Below are 17,507 nucleotides of genomic sequence, written 5' to 3' on the forward strand. Positions count from 1 at the left end.
GGCGCCTGGCCGGCTGCGGCGTTGCTCGTCGGTCACAGCCCCAAAACGGGGATGCTCCCTCCTCGCGCCTTGCATCCGGCCAGGCGGCGCTCCCGCCAAAACCGGAAGTTATTTTTGCACAGACCCTAAACACACGAAAGAAAAGGGGCATCTCTGGGCCGCGGCTGGTTTGGTGTTGGCGGGCACGTCCCAACTCGCGTCTCTCATTTTCGTGGCTTTCGTGTGTTTCGTGGTTCCCGTTTTATGAGGCACGTGGGCTCAACGAAGCGAAACCTTGGCCGCAGCGCCTGGATCGATTCTTTGGAGGGCTTTCAGAACTCCGCGCCTTTCGCTCCAAGGATTCTCGCTTCGTTTGATGAATTCGATCAGCGCAGGCACGATTGGTTTGGCGGCAGGACCGATTTCAACCAGGATTTGCAGCGCAAGATTGAGGTGGAACTTGTCCGAGAGGTCCTTTCGCGATTGAAGCAGGTCCTTAACGATTGGCCATATGGGATCGAGGTTTTGGTCGATCCTCCAAATCGAGCGCGCGGCGATGAGACGATCCGAGGGATCCACAGACGCCAAGAGCTGCCGAAGTTTGGGGAGCGCTTTGGTTGCAGAAGGCCCGACGTCACCCAAAAACCAGGCGGCCGCATCTGGCGAGAGAATGCCATAGGAGGCTACTTCAGACCTCGTAAAGCTTGGGACTTGGAGCTGCCACGAGCCTCCCGCGTCTGATCCGCCCCGGTCGAATTCCTCCAACAGAATCGGCAAGGCAAGACGAGAATCACGTTCGATGTTTGCTATCACAACCGCAGCGAGTACTCGCTCAACACCAATCCTGGTTTTGCGGACATTTAAGAGATCGGTCAGTGCAGGCCGCGCTAAAGGTCCGAGTTGTCTTAGGGTGTCCAGAGCCAGGACGCGGAAACGCGGGTCCTCATGCTCCAGGAAAGGAACCAGGCTTGGGACAGCCGCGCCCGCGCCCGCCCCAATCCGGTTCAACGCATAAAGCGAATTGGCGTGAAATTCTGGGTCCTTCAGCGCCCGCACGATCGCGGGCACTCCTTCGCTGGCCGTTGGGCCAATGTAGCCCAGCGCTGTAATTGGGTTGAATGGCTTTCCTTGCGGGTGGCTCTCGAGGTAGCGCGCGAGGGCAGGGACAGCGTTCTTTGCTGCTGGCCCCATTTGACCTAGACGTAGCGCAGCATTATCGGTGATCACTACGTCTGGATCATTGAGGAGATTGACCAAAACCTTCAAAGCCTCCGGTGAGTCTGCACCGACGAAACTCAGGGCTGACATGGCCGAGCAACGGACATAGACATCGTTCGCGTGCTGGGCGATGTGCATCAGACCGGGAATGGCCTCCCTGCCGTCGGCACCCAGTTCGATAAGCCATTGTACCGCCGTTCCACGAGCACCTACTACGTCGTATGGTTGCAGCGACGAAATCTTTTTACGAAGCGCGTCTGGAATTCTTCGCCAGATGGCCGACCAGCCGCGCTTCAGCAGGGACCGCTTGGCATCGACGACCTCGACTAAGAGGGATGCGGCGCCGGGCCCGAAAGCATTCACAACTTGCGGTTCCAATGGCCCGAGGTTTATCCGCTTGCACCAGCCCGCGACGGTGAGTCCATTGTAAGTCGGCTTGGGCTCTTGAAGGACTCTGTAAAGGATCACCCCATTGATCAGCAAAAAGAGAAACACCACCCGCAGGAGCAACCGCCTGGCCTTTTGGGCTTGAGCGGCCTGAGCGGGAATCTGGGGCGGCGAGCTTTCAGTTTCCATGACGCAAGATGTCTAACCGCGGATTGCGCGGATTGCGCGGATAAAGGAACCAACGATTTGCCACGGTCGTCGCTCGGGATCCGCGCCCATCCGCGTTATCCGCGGTTCCGAGCGCGGTTCACATGACCAATTAATGTTTCTGTCCCATGCCTTCGGCCGGCAAGTATGGAAACCCCATTGCAGCGGTTGCACAAGCTTGGCCGGCACGTTCGCGAGCACGCGGCCTCGTTGAGTCAGAGTCAAATATTGCTTGTTGTTTTGGATTTCGGATTCCAGATTTTGAATTTCGGATTTAACTTCGATTCGATGTTCGCACACCGACGACGCTACGAACCATGATACGGCAAGACTACCTCCTGGAGTGGATCAAACGCTACATCCGCTGGGTCGCGGAGATCATCGGGCTGGTCAAAACGCGCGATTATGAAGGAGCGATCCGGCGCATCGATCTCGCGCTGCGCACGCTGCTGGAGGTCGGCTCCGACTCCGTCACGGATCTCTCCGATGGCGAGATTCTGGCACGCTTGACAATCGGTGAGCATGGCCAGCTTGTCCACGAGAAGTGCATGGTGATGGCCGCGTTGCTCAAGCAACTGGGAATCGTCAGCGCCGCCCAGCAGCGGCTCGATCTGAGCCGCGACTGCTTCCTCAAAGCGCTGCACCTGATCCTGGGGTTGAAGTTGTCCGGACCGCCGACCGAACTGGCTGAATTCGCGCCCTCGGTCGAGGAACTCGTCGAAGCATTGAAGCCTTACGAACTCCCGCCCCGCACGTATGGCGCGATGGTGATCTATTACGAACAGGCCGGGAAATTCGCCAAGGCGGAGGATGCCCTGTTCGCGCTTCTGGAGGCTGTGCCGGGGCATGCTGAAGCCGTGGAAATGGGCATCGCTTTCTATGGCCGGCTTCTCGAACTCGGAGATGAAGCCTTGATCGCCGGAGGCCTGCCGCGTGCGGAAGCAGAGGGCGGGCTGGCTGAACTCCGCAGAGCCGGTCGCTCGAAGTGACCGGGAAGTCGTTTGCAGACCACGGATGTCGCCCGGAGACCACAGATTCTCGTTGCCGCATTCCAAGGTGATTGCCAAGAATATACCGTTCTCGAAAAGCGTGGATCAAACGAGTGCGGCGCCTCATCAAGAATGTTCGCGCTTCCTCCAACCGCAACTTCAGCCGAGGCGTTTCGTTCCGGACGAGCCTCCGGAGTCACGCGAACGACCTTATCCTGAACCTGCTCCTGAAATGAAGACCGCCGATCCAACCGTCTGCCGCCTGAACGAGGTCGATCCCTACTCCATTCAATCCGGACGCGAATTGGATGCTCTGATTCATTTCCAAGTCTTCAACAAGCCCTGGCACCTTGCCGCTCCGTGCTATTCAACCGACCGAAAGACAGCGGATGAACTGAAGCGGGATCTCGAATCCAAATACGGGACCCCCATTGTCACCGGGAAGACGGCGATGCGCGTGCCGCTCTGGTTTGCGCGCTATGAGGTCGAGCCTGGAAATCCGACCGAGGTCCTGGCGGAGACCTACCCGCTTGCGATCTCTCGGCTAGCCGTGCTGCGCGCTTTGGAAAAGTCGTGAGTATGCGTCTGGCATCCGGAGCGTGGCCGCAAACCTTCAAGGAGGCGTACTGCGAGAAGTTTCACTGTCGCGACGCGGACTACGAGAGAGCGGTATTCCGGCCCTGTCTTTACCGCCATGCGCTGCCGCTGGCCAACTTGATCCTTTCCAAAAAGCCGAGTTTCTTTCAGGAAGACTTCGATCTGATCCGGGAGATCGGGAACATCGACAACACGGACAAGTTCCGGAGCGAGATCGACTTCTTCTACGGGCGAAATCTTCGGGACAAGAACCGGCTCCGGCGCCTCCTTCGAATCCGGCTTTCCGCCAAGCGCCTGCTGAAACTGAAGAACGAGGTGCTGCGGAACCTAATCTTCGCCGCAGTCCTGCAACGATAAGTCAGGAAGGAAATGGCACTCCGTGCCGCCGCGGAGAATACAAACCCAAGTCATGCCTGGCTCCGTTGTTGTTTGGTGGGTTGGCCGGGACTCGAACCCGGGACCAACGGCTTAAAAGGCCGCTGCTCTACCGACTGAGCTACCAACCCACAGATTTGGCCGTGAAGGTGATCTCGACCCGAACTAACGGGCGGTCACTATGCCTTGCTTCAACAGTGCGGCAAGCAATTTCGACGTTCCCGACGTTCCCTTACTGTAAATCAGACGAAGGACCGGAAACTTGCAGAAAGGAGAAGGGCACTTCGCGGGCAGGTCGGGGCGTTGACCATTTCGGAGGATTCAAACCTGACTTTTGAGCAGACCGCCAAACATTGGCTGGAAACCGTGAAGCACGCCTTAAGTCCCAGCACGGTCGTTCGAAAGGAGATCCACATCAGGGAGCTTGCGCCGTTCTTCGCGGGAGCTTCGATCAGGAACGCGACACCGCACCATTGCGACCGGTGGGTGTCAGAGCGCGGACCGAAGATTGCGCCCCAAACGTTCGCGCACGAATTGGAAGTGATGAGGGCGGTGTTCGATTTCGCGATGGAACGCGGATTGATCCTCTCGAACCGGCGGTGAGTATTCGGCGAAAGCGGATTATTCCCGCGAAGATCGATGTGCCGACCCGCGAGCAATTCAAAAAGCTCGTCGCTCAAATCAGGTTTTCGGATGGCCGGAATGACAGTCAGGAGAAAGCCAAGCACGGCGCCGATCTCGTCGAGTTCCTGGCGTACTCCGGCGCGCGGTTGGGTGAGGCCGTCGCCGCCAGGTGGCAAGATGTGAAATTCGAGTCAAACATGATTTGGATTCACGGCACAAAAACCGAATCGAGTGATCGCCTGATTCCAATGACCGGCGCGCTGAAACAATTCTTGGAAAGGCTCGAGGCCGAGACCGAGCCAAAACCAGAAGATTCCATTATCAAAATTCAGAGCGCGAAGAAGTGTCTTCAAACGGCCTGCCGGCGACTTGGATTTCCTCACTTCACTCATCACGATTTTCGACACTTCTTCGCCACGACGTGCATCGAATCCGGTGTGTACATTCCCACGATCAGCCGTTGGCTCGGGCACAAGGACGGTGGATCGCTCGCCATGAGAACTTACGGGCATCTGCGGCAAGAACACAGTCTGGCGATAATCAAGAAGGTGAGCTTCGATGATTCCACCGCGGACAACGTAGTGCGTCTAACCCAAGAGGCACCGATGGAAGCTTCGTCCTAAAATTGTCGTGAACTCACTTTTCAAGATCCTGCGGGCGTGATTGAAAGTGAATGACGGATCAGGTAGGTTTTTGTCATGAGTTTCACTCAGGTTCTGGAAGAACTTCCGTCGTTGACATTCGAACAGCGTCAAGCCGTGATCCGGCGGGCGTTGGAGCTCGATGATCCGCCGCTGTCGGAAAGCGATGAAAAGCTCATCGAAGCGCGGTTCGCGGCTCACCGTGCAGATCCGAACTCGTCCGTGCCACTCGATGAGATGAAAGCGCGTCTTCGTTCGCGCTTGAGATCATGAGTTGGCGCGTCGTCGTGCGGCCGGAAGTTTGGGACGATGTTGACGAGGCCACCAGATGGTATGACGCCCGCGCCGATGGTCTCGGCAACGAGTTCGTCGAAGAAGTCATTCGAGTTCTTGACGCGCTCGCTGACAACCCACTGCTTAATTCCCGCCGCCACCCGCGTAAGAATATCCGTTGGCGTTATCCTGAACGATTTCCTTACCGCGTAATCTTCGAAGTCTCAGAAGATGACGGTGTCGTGATCGTAGGTGCCGTGCTCCACGCGGCCCGGCATGATCGGCACTGGCAAGGGCGTTTCTAAAGAATTCGCCGCAGCATTTCCTCCGCGGTCAACACGTCACCGCTTCTTGAGCCGCGCAGTCAGTTGCTTTCGAGTGAACGGCTCGTGCGCTTTCGCTCGAAGCGCCTCGACGCGGCGATGACGCCAGTCAATTTTAGCATCGATTGCTGCCTTGTGGTCGAAGTAATACGCAAATGCGGCGTGCGCCTGCGCCATCGAAAGATGGGGATGCTGTAGATGAATCTCTTCCGGGCTGTGGCCGTAAGCCAGATGATCGAGAATCACTTCGATCACCTTGACGTTGGTGTCGTCAATCCAACCAGCGTCGCCCCAGACGCAGAGAACTCGGCCGGGCTGCGTCTGGTGGCCAACCGCAATTCGGCCAGGTCACCCCGATTTGCGGCAGTCCGCCCGTAGGCCATTGTCTTCGGCTCCAAAGGGAGACTCGTTCTACGAAGAAAGCCCACAGCCTCATGTGCCAGCACGGCGTCAAAGGTTATTGGCAAAGGCGCAATGTCAGGCTGAGGGCTGCCATTTGAGGAGCGGGCTTCAGCCAGGCATGAGGTTCGATGGTCTTCACCGCACGAGCCGCATCACCCGCACTCGATGGGTCTCGCTGTCGCCGATGAAGATCGATCCGTCCGTATCGACGAACACCCCGTGTGGCCGGGCCATCTTGCATTTCAGTGGATCGCCGTCCGGGCCGTCGCCTTTCTCGCCGGTGCCCGCCACCAGTTCCACCGTTCCCTTCTTCAGATCAATCATCCGAATGGTGTGACTCTCGGTATCGGCGAAGAAGATATTTCCGTCCTGTCCGATGCTGATGCCCTTCGGGCCGGAGAGTGCGGCCTCCGGCGCGGGACCGCCATTTCCGGTGAAACCCTTCTTTCCGGTGCCGGCGGTGTGAGAAATCTTGCCCGCCTGCAAATCGAGCTTGAAGACGGCATTGCCTTCACGCAGGGCCAGCCACAGATTTCCGGCACGGTCGAAGTCGATCGCCCGCGGCCCGTTCAGCGGCGTGCCAGAAATCGCGGCTCCGTCCGGCGTGGCGCTTCTTTCTCCGGTCCCGGCGAATGTGGAAATGAGACCCGTCTTCATCTCCACTCTGCGAACGCGATGGTTTCCGATGTCGCAGATGTAGAGGTCGCCTTTCGAATCGAATTGAATGCTGTGCGGTTGCCGAAACGTGGCCTTCGCCGCCAGCCCGCCGTCGCCGGAAAAACCAGGCTGTCCAGTTCCGGCCACGGTGGAAATGATTTGCGCTTTCGCATCCACGCGCCGGACCAGATGATTTTGCATTTCGACAAAGAACATGTTCCCGGCCCGGTCAAAACGGATTTCGTAAGGCTCGTTCAATTCGGCTTTCAACGCGGGGCCGCCATCCCCGGAGGAACCGCGGTTGCCGGTGCCGGCCACGGTGGAGATTGCCCCATTCGCCGCCACTTTGCGAATCACGTGATTGGCCATGTCGCAAATGTAAAGCGCCCCCTCTGGGCCGCGGACGATTCCGAACGGATTGTTCAATTGCGCCTGCGTGGCCGGTCCGCCGTCGCCGGAATAACCCGCCTGGCCCGTCCCGGCGAACGTCTTGATCTCCCAATGCGGGGCGGCGGTTCCGATCGGGGCAATGATGGAGAGAACGTAAAGGGTTGCCGCCATACTGAGGTCTCGCATACGCCAATTGATTCGGAAGCGCCAGGGGTGCGACCGGTAGCGCAGATTTGCATTCTGCCGTATCGCGGAATTGTATTCCGCCCGCGCCGGTCCTGATCCATCGCGCCGGAACTTGCGGGCGCGCTGCCGATTGCAAATCGGCGATACGGCAGATTGCAAATCTGCGCTACGAGGGCAAGTCGGATCCACGGCGGGGAGAGCATGAATGTGTCGGCCATTGCGGGAACGGCAAAATACCGTCCAGGATTTTCGCGAAGTGCAGGATTCAGACATAAGACCTTCAGTTTGATTTTTCCCGTGTCGCAACTAATGCGCTGCCCCGCGGCTTGGTTCGATGTGAACGAGCACGTCATAGATCATGGGCAGTTGGCTTCGAACCCGGTCTTTGACCTGATGCGCCACTTCGTGCGCCCGGAGCACGGTCATCTGGGGATCCACTTCCAGGTGCATATCCACGAAGTAATGGTAGCCCATCTTTCGCACCAGACATTTTTCGACGGCGGCGACGCCGGAAGTTTCCTCTGCAACCCGCCGAATCTCGGCACACAACGCCAGGTCCGGCGACGCGTCCATCAGCTCATCCATCGCCGGACGCAGCAGCCGCCATCCGTTCCAGGCAATGATCCCGGCGGCGACAATCGCGGCAATATCGTCCGCCGATTCGTATCCCGGCCCGCCGATCAACGCGATGCTGATGCCGATCGCGGCGGCAATGGACGTAATCGCGTCGCTACGATGATGCCAGGCGTCTGTGTGCACGGCGGTGCTCCCGACCGTTCTTGCCTCGCGCAGGACGTAGCGAAACAGTCCTTCCTTGACCGTCACGACAAGGAACAAAACCGCCAGCGTGAACGGCGCCGGCGCCAGGTGCGGGCGAAGAATCTCTTCCCCGGCTTTCACGGCAATCCAGACCGCGGCCAACAGCAGAGTCGTGGCCACGACCGCGGCCGCGATTGGCTCCGCTTTGCCATGCCCGTAGGGATGGTCCGCATCCGCCGGCTGAGCGGAAACGATCAAGCCGCGCCACACCACTAACGAACTGAAAATATCGGCGAAGGATTCCACGCCATCCGCGATCAACGCGTGAGCGTGTCCGAGAAGGCCGGCGGTGAGCTTCGTGGCGGCGAGGACAATATTCACCATCATCCCGATCGCCGTGACACGCAGACTCCGGTTAAGCCTTCGGTCTGTCATCTAGAGCATGTGACAAAACATCCCGTCGCGCAGCTTAGGCTCGAACCAGGTGCTCTTGGGCGGCATGATCCCGCCGGCGTCCGCGATGGCCATCAAGTCTCCGATGCTCGTGGGAAACATGGAGAAGGCGCAGGCGAATTCGCCGCTCTCAACTATTTTCTCCAGTTCCGCCGTTCCGCGAATGCCGCCGACAAACTGGATACGTTTGCTGGTGCGCGGATCATCGATTCCGAACAACGGGGCGAGCACGTATTTTTGCAGCAGGGTCACGTCGAGTTTCTCGATGGGATCGGTCGTGGCGGCGAATCGCGGACGGCAGTTCAATGTGTGCCACTGGCCCGCAAGGTAGAATCCCAACTCGTGCTTTCGCGCCGGAGCCGCCGCGCCGGGAGATTTGATGATAAACACGCCGTCCAGTTTCTCCAGAACCTGCGGCGGCGTGAGGCCGTTCAAATCTTTCAGGACCCGGTTGTAAGGGAGGATTCGCACCTGGTCGTGCGGAAAGATCACGCTGAGGAAGTGCGCGGTGTGCCCGGCGCCCTTCCGACTTTGAAAAACCCGCGCCGCCGACGCGCTGCGATGATGGCCATCCGCAATGTAGAGCGCTGGCATGCGCGCAAACTGGTCCTCAATGAATCGAAGCTCCGCAGCATTGTGGATCGTCCACGACGTGTGGCGGACGCCGTCCGTCGCAGTAAAATCGACATCCGGAGCTTGAGCCGACGTTCTCGCGAACAATTCATTCAGCGCCGGATTGGAAGGATAGACCAGGAAGACCGGACCGGTTTGGGAATTCAACGCTTCGATGTGGCGCACGCGATCGTCTTCCTTGTCCGGCCGGGTCAGCTCGTGCTTCTTGATGAGATTCTTCAGGTAGTCTTCGCAACTGGCCGCGGCGACCAGGCCAAGCTGGCTGTGCTTGCCCATGATTTGCCGGTAAAGATAAAAGCACGGCTGCGGATCGGTCCTCAGGGCGCCGTCAGTGATTAGTTTCGAGAAGTTCTCCAGGCCTTTGGCGTAAACTCGCCCGCCATAAGGGTCAATCCCTGGCGGCAGGTCGATCTCCGGCTTGCTGACGTGGAGAAAGCTGAGCGGGTTCCCCGCCGCGATTTGGCGCGCTTCCTCCGAGGACATCACGTCGTAAGGCAATTCGCACACACGCGCCGCCAGGTCGGGCCGCGGCCGCAGGGCTATGAAAGGTTTGATGGTCGCCATAAAAACGCGCCGCGGAAAATAGAGACCCCGCATGGAAAAGGCACGCTCATATTGGGCTGGTGAGAATCCGAGAATCCAACTGGGCGGCGGTGGACTCGAGTGAAGGGGGCGTCGTTAGCCCGTACCTGGCCGGATTCCGACATCCGGCCCGTCGCGAGCGTCTCACTTCAGTTTGTTGACCGCTACGTCCGGATGCGATGGATTGGGCAGGAGGCGGCGATTTGTGCAGTCCACGATGAGGTCCATTTTCTCAAGCAACGTCTGGCCGATGAGCACCTCATCGCCCAGCACAAGCGCGTCGTCGCTAGTGCGGCGTTCCAGAATGTCAAACATCACGCCGTAGGCCAGGCGCACCGATTCTTTCTGCCCGTTGGCATATTCAACGACCATGTGGTCCAAGGGTTGGATGCCTAACCGGTCCAGCAACGGCTGCGGAATGCACGAGCGGACTGCGCCGGTGTCCACCATGGCATTCGCTTCAATGCGCCGAACCGATTGCGGGTCGAGTTTCCCGGCCGCTGCGGCGGCCAGATCGGCAACGTTGCACAGTTTAACTTGAACGCGGACTTCACCCACGCGGCAAAGATAGGCGCGAGGCGCTGATTCCAAAAGCAAAATCTCAAATCCCTACAAATAGATTCCCAAAAGTCCGAAACCTCCTTAGCATCCGGCCTTCACGACTATGGCAAACAAACACCGCTACCAATTCTGCTTCGGCCCGTGGAACATCAGCGAAGGCGGCGATCCGTACGGGCCGCCCACGCGCCCGACGCAATCGTTCGATTGGAAACTCGCGAAACTGAAACGGCTCGGCTTCGACGCCATGATGTTTCACGATGACGACGCCGTTCCGGACATCGACGGCAAATCCGACGCCCAGATTCGCAAGGAAGCCCGGGAACTGAAAAAGCGGCTCGACGGCATGGGCATTGCCGCGGAAATGGTCGCGCCCCGGCTTTGGTTCAGCCCCAAGACCATCGACGGCGCGTACACGAGCAACGATCCCAAGTGCCGCAGGTACGCGATCGGACGGTCCCTCCGTTCCATCGACATCGCGAAGGTGCTCGGGACCGATTTGATCGTTTTGTGGCTGGCGCGGGAAGGCACGTATCTTCGCGAATCGAAGAATGGCCGGCGCAGCGTCGAGCTTCTGGTCGAGGCGGTCGATGCGATGCTCGCGCACGACCGGAAAGTCCGCATCGCCATCGAACCCAAACCGAATGAGCCGATGGACATCGCCTACCTCCCGACCATCGGCCACGCACTGGCCATTGCCCAACTCACGCGCGATCCGAAGCGGGTCGGATGTTTGATTGAATCGGCGCACGCGCTGCTGGCGGGGCTGGATCCGGCGGACGAAATCGATTTCGCCTGCAGCTTCGGCAAACTGTGGTCGCTGCACTTGAACGATCAGAACGGATTGAAATTCGACCAGGACAAGCCTTTTGCGAGCCACAACCTGCGGGTCGCCTTCAATCAGGTGCGCGCGCTGGAGCGGAACGGTTATGGCCAGAATGGCGAATACGTCTGCTTCGACGTCCATCCGTTCCGGACCACGAAGACCGAGCATTGGCTGGATCATCTGACGAACAGCCGGCGGACGTTCCTGCGGCTCGTCAAGAAAGCCCGCAGCTTCGACGAGAAGAGCGCCCGGCAACTCATCGCGGACCGCAATTACCAGGCGCTCGACCAGATGGTGCTGGAGCATTTGATGGATGGATGAAAAAAGCGTGGCTGACCAGCCACGCTGTTGGAGTTCAAAAGTGAAACGGGAGGCTACTTCTTGATGATCTTGTCCAGGTCGGCGATCACGGCTTGCGTGCCGCTGCCGGGGCGATACCCGACCTTTTCGCCGACTTTCTTCCCTTTGTCGTCCACGATGACGAGCGTAGGGAATCCTCGGACGCCGTATTTGCCTTTCATCTCTTCATTGGCCTTTTTCAAGGCGTCGGATTGCGGCTTCGCGCGCGGGAAATCCGCTTCCACCAGCACAAAGTGCTTGCTGGCGTAGTCCTTGAATTCCGAGGTGGGAAACACTTCCGACTCCAACTTTTTGCAGAACCCTCACCAGTCCGAACCGGTGAAGTTGATGAGCACCAACTTTTTCTCCTTCTTGGCCTGGGTCTGCGCTTTGGACAGATCCGTCAGCCATTCGGCGGAGACGCTTAATTGGAACAGGGCGAGGCCTGCCATTAAGCCCAGGGGGAGTTTTCTCATAGCTTTACATAGTGAACTGAGGTTGATTTGTTCGCGGTGGACAACGTCGCGCTACGTCGAACGCAGAGATGTGAAACCGACTTTTGTCCGCCACGCATGCACCATAGTCGCGAACGTTGAGCGCCGCAAAACAAAATAAACCGGACCGGAGCCGCGTCTAACCGCCATGCTGTTGTCGCAGATCAATCCCCGCCGCGTGAGAGTGGACGGCAAATTCTTTCGCGCGGGGGCTCGGAAATTCCATCCGAAGGGGGTGACCTACGGCCCCTTTGCTCCGAACGGGCGCGGAGAACCGTTCCCGGAAACCGAACAGGCGAAGAGCGATTTTGCTCAGATCCGCGAGTTGGGAGCGAATCTTCTGCGCGTGTATGACGTGCCTCCGGGCTGGTTTCTGGATCTGGCAGGCGAAAACGACCTGAAACTGCTGGTCGATATTCCCTGGAGCAAGCACCTCTGTTTCTTGGATTCGGACAGCGCCCGCGAGGCCGCGCGGGCGTCGGTGCGGGACGCAGCCAAGGCTTGCGCCCGGCATCCGGCGGTGTTTGCCGTGAGCGTCGTGAACGAGATTCCAGCCGACATCGTGCGCTGGAGCGGCGCGTCGCGAGTGGCGGAGTTCATCGATGAACTGGTATCGATCGTCAAAGCGATTGCTCCGGATTGTCTGTGCACGTTTGGGAACTATCCGCCGACGGAGTTTCTTCGCTCCCGGGAGATCGATTTCCACTGTTTCAACGTCTATATCCATCATCCGAAGCCGTTCGAAAATTATCTGTCGCGGCTTCAGATGATCGCGGAGTTTAAGCCGCTTCTGCTGGGGGAAATCGGCATCGATTCCTTGCGGGAAGGCGAAGATCGAAAGTGCGAGATCCTGGCCTGGCAGATCGAGTCTGCCTTCCGCGCCGGACTGGCCGGGGCGATTGTCTATAGCTTCACGGACGACTGGTTCAAGGGCGGTGAACAAATCACGGACTGGGCGTTTGGGCTTACGACGCGCGAGCGGCATCCCAAACCGTCGTTCTCCGCAGTCCAGAAAGCCTTTCGGACTGCGCCTTATTTTCCGCTCAATGAAGCCCCGCTCGTGTCGGTCGTGGTGGCATGCTACAACGGCGCGCGCACGCTGGCGGCCTGCCTGGATTCGTTGAAGCAGTTGAATTACCCGCGCTACGAGGTCGTGCTGGTGGATGACGGTTCCACCGATGCCACCGGCGAAATCGCCGCGCGGTTTCCCAACGTGCGTTACTTGCGCCACCCGCTGAACCAGGGGTTGTCTGCCGCTCGAAACACGGGCCTTGAAGCTGCCCAGGGCGAGATCGTGGCATTCACGGACGCGGATTGCCGTGCCGACGAAGATTGGCTGCACTATCTCGTGAGCGATCTTTTGAACCGCGACTTTGTGGGCATTGGCGGCCACAACTTGCTCCCTCCGGAAGATTCCTGGGTTGCGGCAGCCGTGATGGTGTCACCGGGCGGCCCCACCCACGTCATGCTCACGGATCGGCTGGCCGAGCACATTCCCGGGTGCAACATGGCGTTCTACAAATGGGCGCTGATCGAAGTGGGCGGGTTCGATCCGTTGTTCCGCAAAGCGGGCGACGATGTGGATATTTGCTGGAGGCTGCAGCAACGGGGTTACCGGCTCGGATTCAGTTCGTCGGGATTTGTCTGGCACTATCGGCGCTCGACGGTCCTCGACTATCTCAGGCAGCAACGCGGCTACGGAGAATCGGAGGCGCTGTTGGTCCACCGGCACCCGGAGTATTTCAACTGGTTTGGCGGCAGCCTGTGGCAAGGACGGATTTATTCTCCGGCCAAGTTCGGCGTCGTCACGCGCCGGCCCATCATTTATCACGGGACCTTCGGGAGCGGATTCTTTCAAACCCTTTACAGCTCGCCGCCCGCCTTGACGCTCATGTTGCTGACGAGTCTCGAATATCACGTGCTGCTCACGCTGCCGCTGCTGGTTTTGAGCGCTTTGTTCGATCCGATCTTGCCGCTGGCCTTGACGAGTCTGTTGCTTTCGCTCGCGGTCTGCGGCACAGCGGCGGCTCAGGCGGAATTAGCTGCTTCCAAACGCCGATTCTGGTCGCGGCCTCTGGTGGCGCTTCTGTTCTTTCTGCAACCGATCGTGCGCGGTTGGTCGCGTTACAAAGGGCGTCTGACCGCGCCGCGCACACGCCTGGCCGATTACGAAACGCTCGATTCCTTGAGCCTGCGCGATGCCAAACAGAGTTTCACGGAGGCAGCTTACTGGAACGAACGCAACTTGGGACGATTTGAACTCCTGGCCGCGATCATGGAACGCCTGGACCGCCGCGGCTGGCCGAACAAGGCCGACACGGGCTGGAGCAATTTCGATCTCGAAGTCCTCGGCAGCCGCTGGTGCCACCTGCAACTGTTGACTGCCGCGGAGGAGTTGGGCCATGGCAAGCGGTTGATCCGGTGCCGTCTCAAAACCCGGTGGACGCTCCTGGCCAAAGCGGCATTCTGGAGCTTGGTCGGGATCGAAGTGCTCGTCATCGGCTCGATCGGGCCGATCTTCCCGTGGGTCTGGCTGCTGCTCCTGACGCTGCCGTTGGTGGGATGGTGGCTCGACACGGTCCAGAAAGATTTTCGCCGCCTGGTTGCGGTTTTTCTGGATGAGACCGCCAAGGACGTTGGTTTGGTAAAGATCGAGCGGCAAGTTCCGGTTGCGACGAAGGAGGCACCGAAGGAGCGCTCGGCTCCAACCCAGAATGGCCAGCGGTTACGGTGGTTTTTGGGTCTGATCAAATCCAGACCGTGACTCCTGCCCGGTGCTGACGATCCGCAGCAATGATTCGGATGAAGGAACCGTGAACGTGAGTTTGTTCTGGAAGAGAACCTCCGCGTGTACCAGGTCTTCGATATTCCAGGAAAATACTTGAAGAAGGCCGACTTGCTGTTTGCGCTGACCGGCGCCGCTCAATCAAAGAGAACCAAAGCGCGAGTTTCAGGTTTCCAAGCCACGATGGTCAGCGCTGGCCTGGAGTGACCTTCACCACCTGGATTTTCATTCGACCGAGCAGATTGACCCAGGACCAGTCTTGCGTGCCTTCGGTCAGCTTGATGTGCGCGGCGTCGACGAATACTTGATTCCAGGTCGGATCGACGCTCACCCATTGACGGCCATCGTGAATCTCGGCCCACGCGTGCCAGCCGAAGACGGGCGGTTCCTCATCCGCGTACATCACGCCGCCCACTTCGCGAGCGGGAATTCCCGCGGCCCGGGCCAGAGCCAGAAAGAGCAGCGTGATCTCCGTGCAATCGCCCGCGCGATTCTTCAAGACATCCAGAGCGGAGGACGCGTTGGCTGCCATCGTCTGGCGCACGTTCTTGAAAATCCAATCTTGAAACTTCGAGGCCTGGCCGAACGCGTCCTTTTCCTCGCCGGCAATCTCGCCGGCCAGGGAGCGAATTGCCTCCTGATCCGATTGAATGGCGGGGGTCGCCTTCAAGTATTGTTCGCGCTCCGAGGCGGCCAACTGCATTCCCTTCTCCAGCCTCCGGTCGCGCGACAACTCCAGAACCACCGTGTTCCCACGCCGGGAGTGAATCCGCTGGCGATGCGAGTTGGGCAGGGCGAATCCCGCCAGTCCGGTGATCTTTAAGCGAAGCGACTCGATCTTCTCCGGATCGCCCAGGCTCTTGTCGATTCGGATCGAGGAAGCGAGCAACATGTCGAACGACGTGCTGCCGGGCGTCTTGGCCAGGGCTTCCTCCTCCGCGCGCAGCTCGAACAGTCCACCCAGCATGCCCTTGAGCGGTGTGCCGTCCGGGAGCACCTCGAACGCCGCGTTCATGCCTTCGATGTTGACCTCGACCGAATGCACGTCGGTCTTCACGCCGCCCCAACGGAGCGATCTGCGCCCGCGATACGTGAACACTTCTTTGGTGTCGATCTTCTCCTCATTCCAGGACACCGAATAATGCTCGAACCTGGCGCCGCGTTTCGGAGGCCGCGTCAGCCACGCTTCCAATGCGCGCGCCGATTGGATCGTTTCCCGTGGAACCGGGACCCGGCGTTTGGTTTCGCCGCCGCGTGTTCGCGTCGTGATCACCATTTCCGCGCCGTCCCGAACGGCGACGCGCGTGATCTCATTATCGTCCTCCAAAGTTCGCTCTTCGCCGAAGATGATTTCGCCCTTGCCGTCGAGCGCGAAACAGGTGGTGGATTTGTCTTCAAAGCGCGTTCGTTCGCCTCCGGAGACAAAGCTCCCCTGCATTTCAAAAGTGGCGACGGCGACCTCCTGGCCTTCGTGCCGGCCGAGCTTTAATTCGTCGATGGCCCAGCCGAACTTGTGATTTTTCAGATAAACGCCGTAAGCCTGGCGGCGCTGGCTTTTCTCAGCGTAGGCGCGCAGGGATGTGGAATCCGGTTCCGCGGCCTGAAGGGCCGTTCCAAGGCCGCAAGCCAGGCAAAGGCCCGCCGCCATAAGACGGTATTTTCCTCTCCCTGAAGGGACCGTCGATCCGGCAGACCTGCAGGTCTGCCTTACCAGGAGGTGAACTTCTGAGGTTGACCAGTTGCATCGCATGAGATCGGCGCATCAAATACCACGGGTTCGATCCGGGAGTCGAGACTGGTTCACGTTGACCCAAAGCCCAGGTTGGAAGCCTGGTATACGTGTTTAACGCAGTGGCGTCTGAACGGAGTGGAATTGCCCGGGGCCACGAACACGGTGCTGACGTTGACCAACGTGACGGCTGCTAACGCCGGCGAGTACAGCGTGCTGGTTCAAAACCGGATTGGAACAGTGATTAGTGAACCGGCGACGCTGACGTTTCAAACGCCGCCGCGCATCCTCGTGCAACCGGTCGAGCGCGCCACCACGATTGGCGGCACGGCCAGCTTCAGCGTGGTCGCCGAAGGCAGCGCGCCGCTGACGTATCAATGGCGCTTTCAAGGCAAGACCATTCTGGGCGCGACGAACTCGACTTACACGTCACGCGACGCGCAACTCTCGCAGGAAGGCCGTTATCAGGTCCAGGTCAGCAATCCCGCGGGCAGTGTGATGAGTCAGGACGCGCTATTGTGCGTGCTGGAAACGGACAAGACCGTCCACTTCATGTCGATCAAGAGCCAGCCGGATCGCACCAGCCGCCTTCTGCTTTGCGGACTCGCGGGCACGCCGCCGGTCTTGCAAGCCTCGACCGATTTCAAAGTCTGGACGCTGCTGACGAACTTCACCTTCCGCGGCGACAACCTCTACGAGTATTTCGACAATGAGGCGCCCCGGTACGGCCATCGCTTTTATCAAGTGGCGCCGCCGTTCCCGATCAAGCTGGCCGCGCAGCCAACGGATCAGGCTGTGCGCGTTGGCGGTTCCGTGACCTTGAGCGCCGTGGCGGAAGGTACCGCGCCGTTCGCTTATCAGTGGCGGCACAATGGCGCGATCTTGCCCGGCGCCACAAACGCGTCGCTGGTTCTGACGAACGTGCAAACGCCGCAGGAAGGCGTGTATCAAGTTCGGGTGACGAACTTGGTCAGCAAAGTGACCACGCCGGAGGTTCAGTTGTGCGTGCTGGGTCCGGCGATCCCCAGGCCGCCGGCTCGCCGCACCGCTTTTATCAAGTCTTGCCGAGTCCGTAAGCCGCCGCTGTAGATGGGAGCACAC

Annotated in this window: 18 protein-coding genes and 1 tRNA gene; 10 read left to right on the forward strand and 9 right to left on the reverse strand. The window is 59.3% G+C overall.

The features are described from left to right. Positions 1-258: 258 nt before the first annotated feature. Entirely contained in the window at positions 259-1,773 is a 1,515-nt protein-coding gene (locus FJ398_08345) for a HEAT repeat domain-containing protein (GenBank protein ID MBM3837962.1), read from the reverse strand. A gap of 335 nt (positions 1,774-2,108) precedes the next feature. Here FJ398_08345 and FJ398_08350 point away from each other — a divergent pair, with 335 nt between their 5' ends. The 3 genes from FJ398_08350 to FJ398_08360 all read left to right on the forward strand — a co-directional run bounded on the left by FJ398_08350 (position 2,109) and on the right by FJ398_08360 (position 3,734). Further along, entirely contained in the window at positions 2,109-2,780 is a 672-nt protein-coding gene (locus tag FJ398_08350) for a hypothetical protein (protein MBM3837963.1), read from the forward strand. 232 nt (positions 2,781-3,012) lie between these two features. After that, positions 3,013-3,357: a hypothetical protein gene (locus FJ398_08355; GenBank protein MBM3837964.1), complete on the forward strand. Its 345-nt coding sequence runs from the start codon at positions 3,013-3,015 to the stop codon at positions 3,355-3,357. A 2-nt stretch (positions 3,358-3,359) separates the two neighbouring features. Next, on the forward strand, positions 3,360-3,734 hold the full coding sequence (locus FJ398_08360) for a hypothetical protein (GenBank protein MBM3837965.1): 375 nt from the start codon (positions 3,360-3,362) through the stop codon (positions 3,732-3,734). A 73-nt stretch (positions 3,735-3,807) separates the two neighbouring features. On the opposite strand, the gene FJ398_08365 is transcribed toward FJ398_08360, so the two are convergent. Further along, positions 3,808-3,883 (reverse strand) — tRNA-Lys (locus FJ398_08365). 55 nt (positions 3,884-3,938) lie between these two features. Between FJ398_08365 and FJ398_08370 the strand changes: the two genes are divergently transcribed. The 4 genes from FJ398_08370 (at position 3,939) to FJ398_08385 (ending at position 5,595) form a co-directional block, all read left to right on the forward strand. Then, positions 3,939-4,355 carry a hypothetical protein gene (locus tag FJ398_08370; protein MBM3837966.1) on the forward strand — a complete coding sequence of 139 codons (417 nt, stop codon included), beginning with the start codon at positions 3,939-3,941 and terminating at the stop codon, positions 4,353-4,355. Then, positions 4,226-4,999: a site-specific integrase gene (locus FJ398_08375; protein MBM3837967.1), complete on the forward strand. Its 774-nt coding sequence runs from the start codon at positions 4,226-4,228 to the stop codon at positions 4,997-4,999. The genes FJ398_08370 and FJ398_08375 overlap by 130 nt, the downstream gene beginning before the upstream one ends. Before the next feature lie 75 nt (positions 5,000-5,074). After that, positions 5,075-5,290 (forward strand): hypothetical protein, encoded by a 216-nt coding sequence (locus FJ398_08380; GenBank protein MBM3837968.1) that lies wholly within the window; start codon positions 5,075-5,077, stop codon positions 5,288-5,290. Next, the gene (locus FJ398_08385) at positions 5,287-5,595 is read left to right on the forward strand and encodes a type II toxin-antitoxin system RelE/ParE family toxin (GenBank protein MBM3837969.1); all 309 of its coding nucleotides are present in this window, start codon (positions 5,287-5,289) and stop codon (positions 5,593-5,595) included. Before FJ398_08380 ends, FJ398_08385 begins: the two co-directional genes overlap by 4 nt. Positions 5,596-5,631: 36 nt before the next feature. Here FJ398_08385 and FJ398_08390 read toward each other — a convergent pair whose 3' ends face one another. The 5 genes from FJ398_08390 to FJ398_08410 all read right to left on the reverse strand — a co-directional run bounded on the left by FJ398_08390 (position 5,632) and on the right by FJ398_08410 (position 10,266). Continuing rightward, the gene (locus FJ398_08390; GenBank protein ID MBM3837970.1) at positions 5,632-5,952 is read right to left on the reverse strand and encodes a DUF433 domain-containing protein; all 321 of its coding nucleotides are present in this window, start codon (positions 5,950-5,952) and stop codon (positions 5,632-5,634) included. Between the two features lie 198 nt (positions 5,953-6,150). Continuing rightward, on the reverse strand, positions 6,151-7,248 hold the full coding sequence (locus tag FJ398_08395; protein MBM3837971.1) for a hypothetical protein: 1,098 nt from the start codon (positions 7,246-7,248) through the stop codon (positions 6,151-6,153). 306 nt (positions 7,249-7,554) lie between these two features. Beyond that, a complete protein-coding gene (locus FJ398_08400; GenBank protein ID MBM3837972.1) occupies positions 7,555-8,442 on the reverse strand; it encodes a cation transporter in 888 nt (295 codons plus the stop codon). After that, entirely contained in the window at positions 8,443-9,657 is a 1,215-nt protein-coding gene (locus FJ398_08405) for a DUF1015 domain-containing protein (protein MBM3837973.1), read from the reverse strand. 162 nt (positions 9,658-9,819) lie between these two features. After that, positions 9,820-10,266, reverse strand: a complete 447-nt coding sequence (locus tag FJ398_08410) for a clan AA aspartic protease (protein MBM3837974.1) — start codon at positions 10,264-10,266, stop codon at positions 9,820-9,822. A gap of 73 nt (positions 10,267-10,339) precedes the next feature. On the opposite strand from FJ398_08410, the gene FJ398_08415 reads away from it, so the two are divergent. Further along, entirely contained in the window at positions 10,340-11,380 is a 1,041-nt protein-coding gene (locus tag FJ398_08415; protein ID MBM3837975.1) for a TIM barrel protein, read from the forward strand. 53 nt (positions 11,381-11,433) lie between these two features. Here FJ398_08415 and FJ398_08420 read toward each other — a convergent pair whose 3' ends face one another. After that, positions 11,434-11,874: a thioredoxin family protein gene (locus FJ398_08420; GenBank protein MBM3837976.1), complete on the reverse strand. Its 441-nt coding sequence runs from the start codon at positions 11,872-11,874 to the stop codon at positions 11,434-11,436. 166 nt (positions 11,875-12,040) lie between these two features. On the opposite strand from FJ398_08420, the gene FJ398_08425 reads away from it, so the two are divergent. Next, complete coding sequence (locus FJ398_08425; protein ID MBM3837977.1) at positions 12,041-14,656, forward strand: glycosyltransferase; 2,616 nt, start codon at positions 12,041-12,043, stop codon at positions 14,654-14,656. Between the two features lie 208 nt (positions 14,657-14,864). Here FJ398_08425 and FJ398_08430 read toward each other — a convergent pair whose 3' ends face one another. Then, a complete protein-coding gene (locus FJ398_08430) occupies positions 14,865-16,427 on the reverse strand; it encodes a transglutaminase domain-containing protein (protein ID MBM3837978.1) in 1,563 nt (520 codons plus the stop codon). A 117-nt stretch (positions 16,428-16,544) separates the two neighbouring features. Here FJ398_08430 and FJ398_08435 point away from each other — a divergent pair, with 117 nt between their 5' ends. Continuing rightward, positions 16,545-17,495 (forward strand): immunoglobulin domain-containing protein, encoded by a 951-nt coding sequence (locus tag FJ398_08435; GenBank protein MBM3837979.1) that lies wholly within the window; start codon positions 16,545-16,547, stop codon positions 17,493-17,495. Positions 17,496-17,507: the final 12 nt, after the last annotated feature.

Source organism: Verrucomicrobiota bacterium (assembly GCA_016871535.1).
Taxonomy (GTDB): domain Bacteria; phylum Verrucomicrobiota; class Verrucomicrobiia; order Limisphaerales; family SIBE01; genus VHCZ01.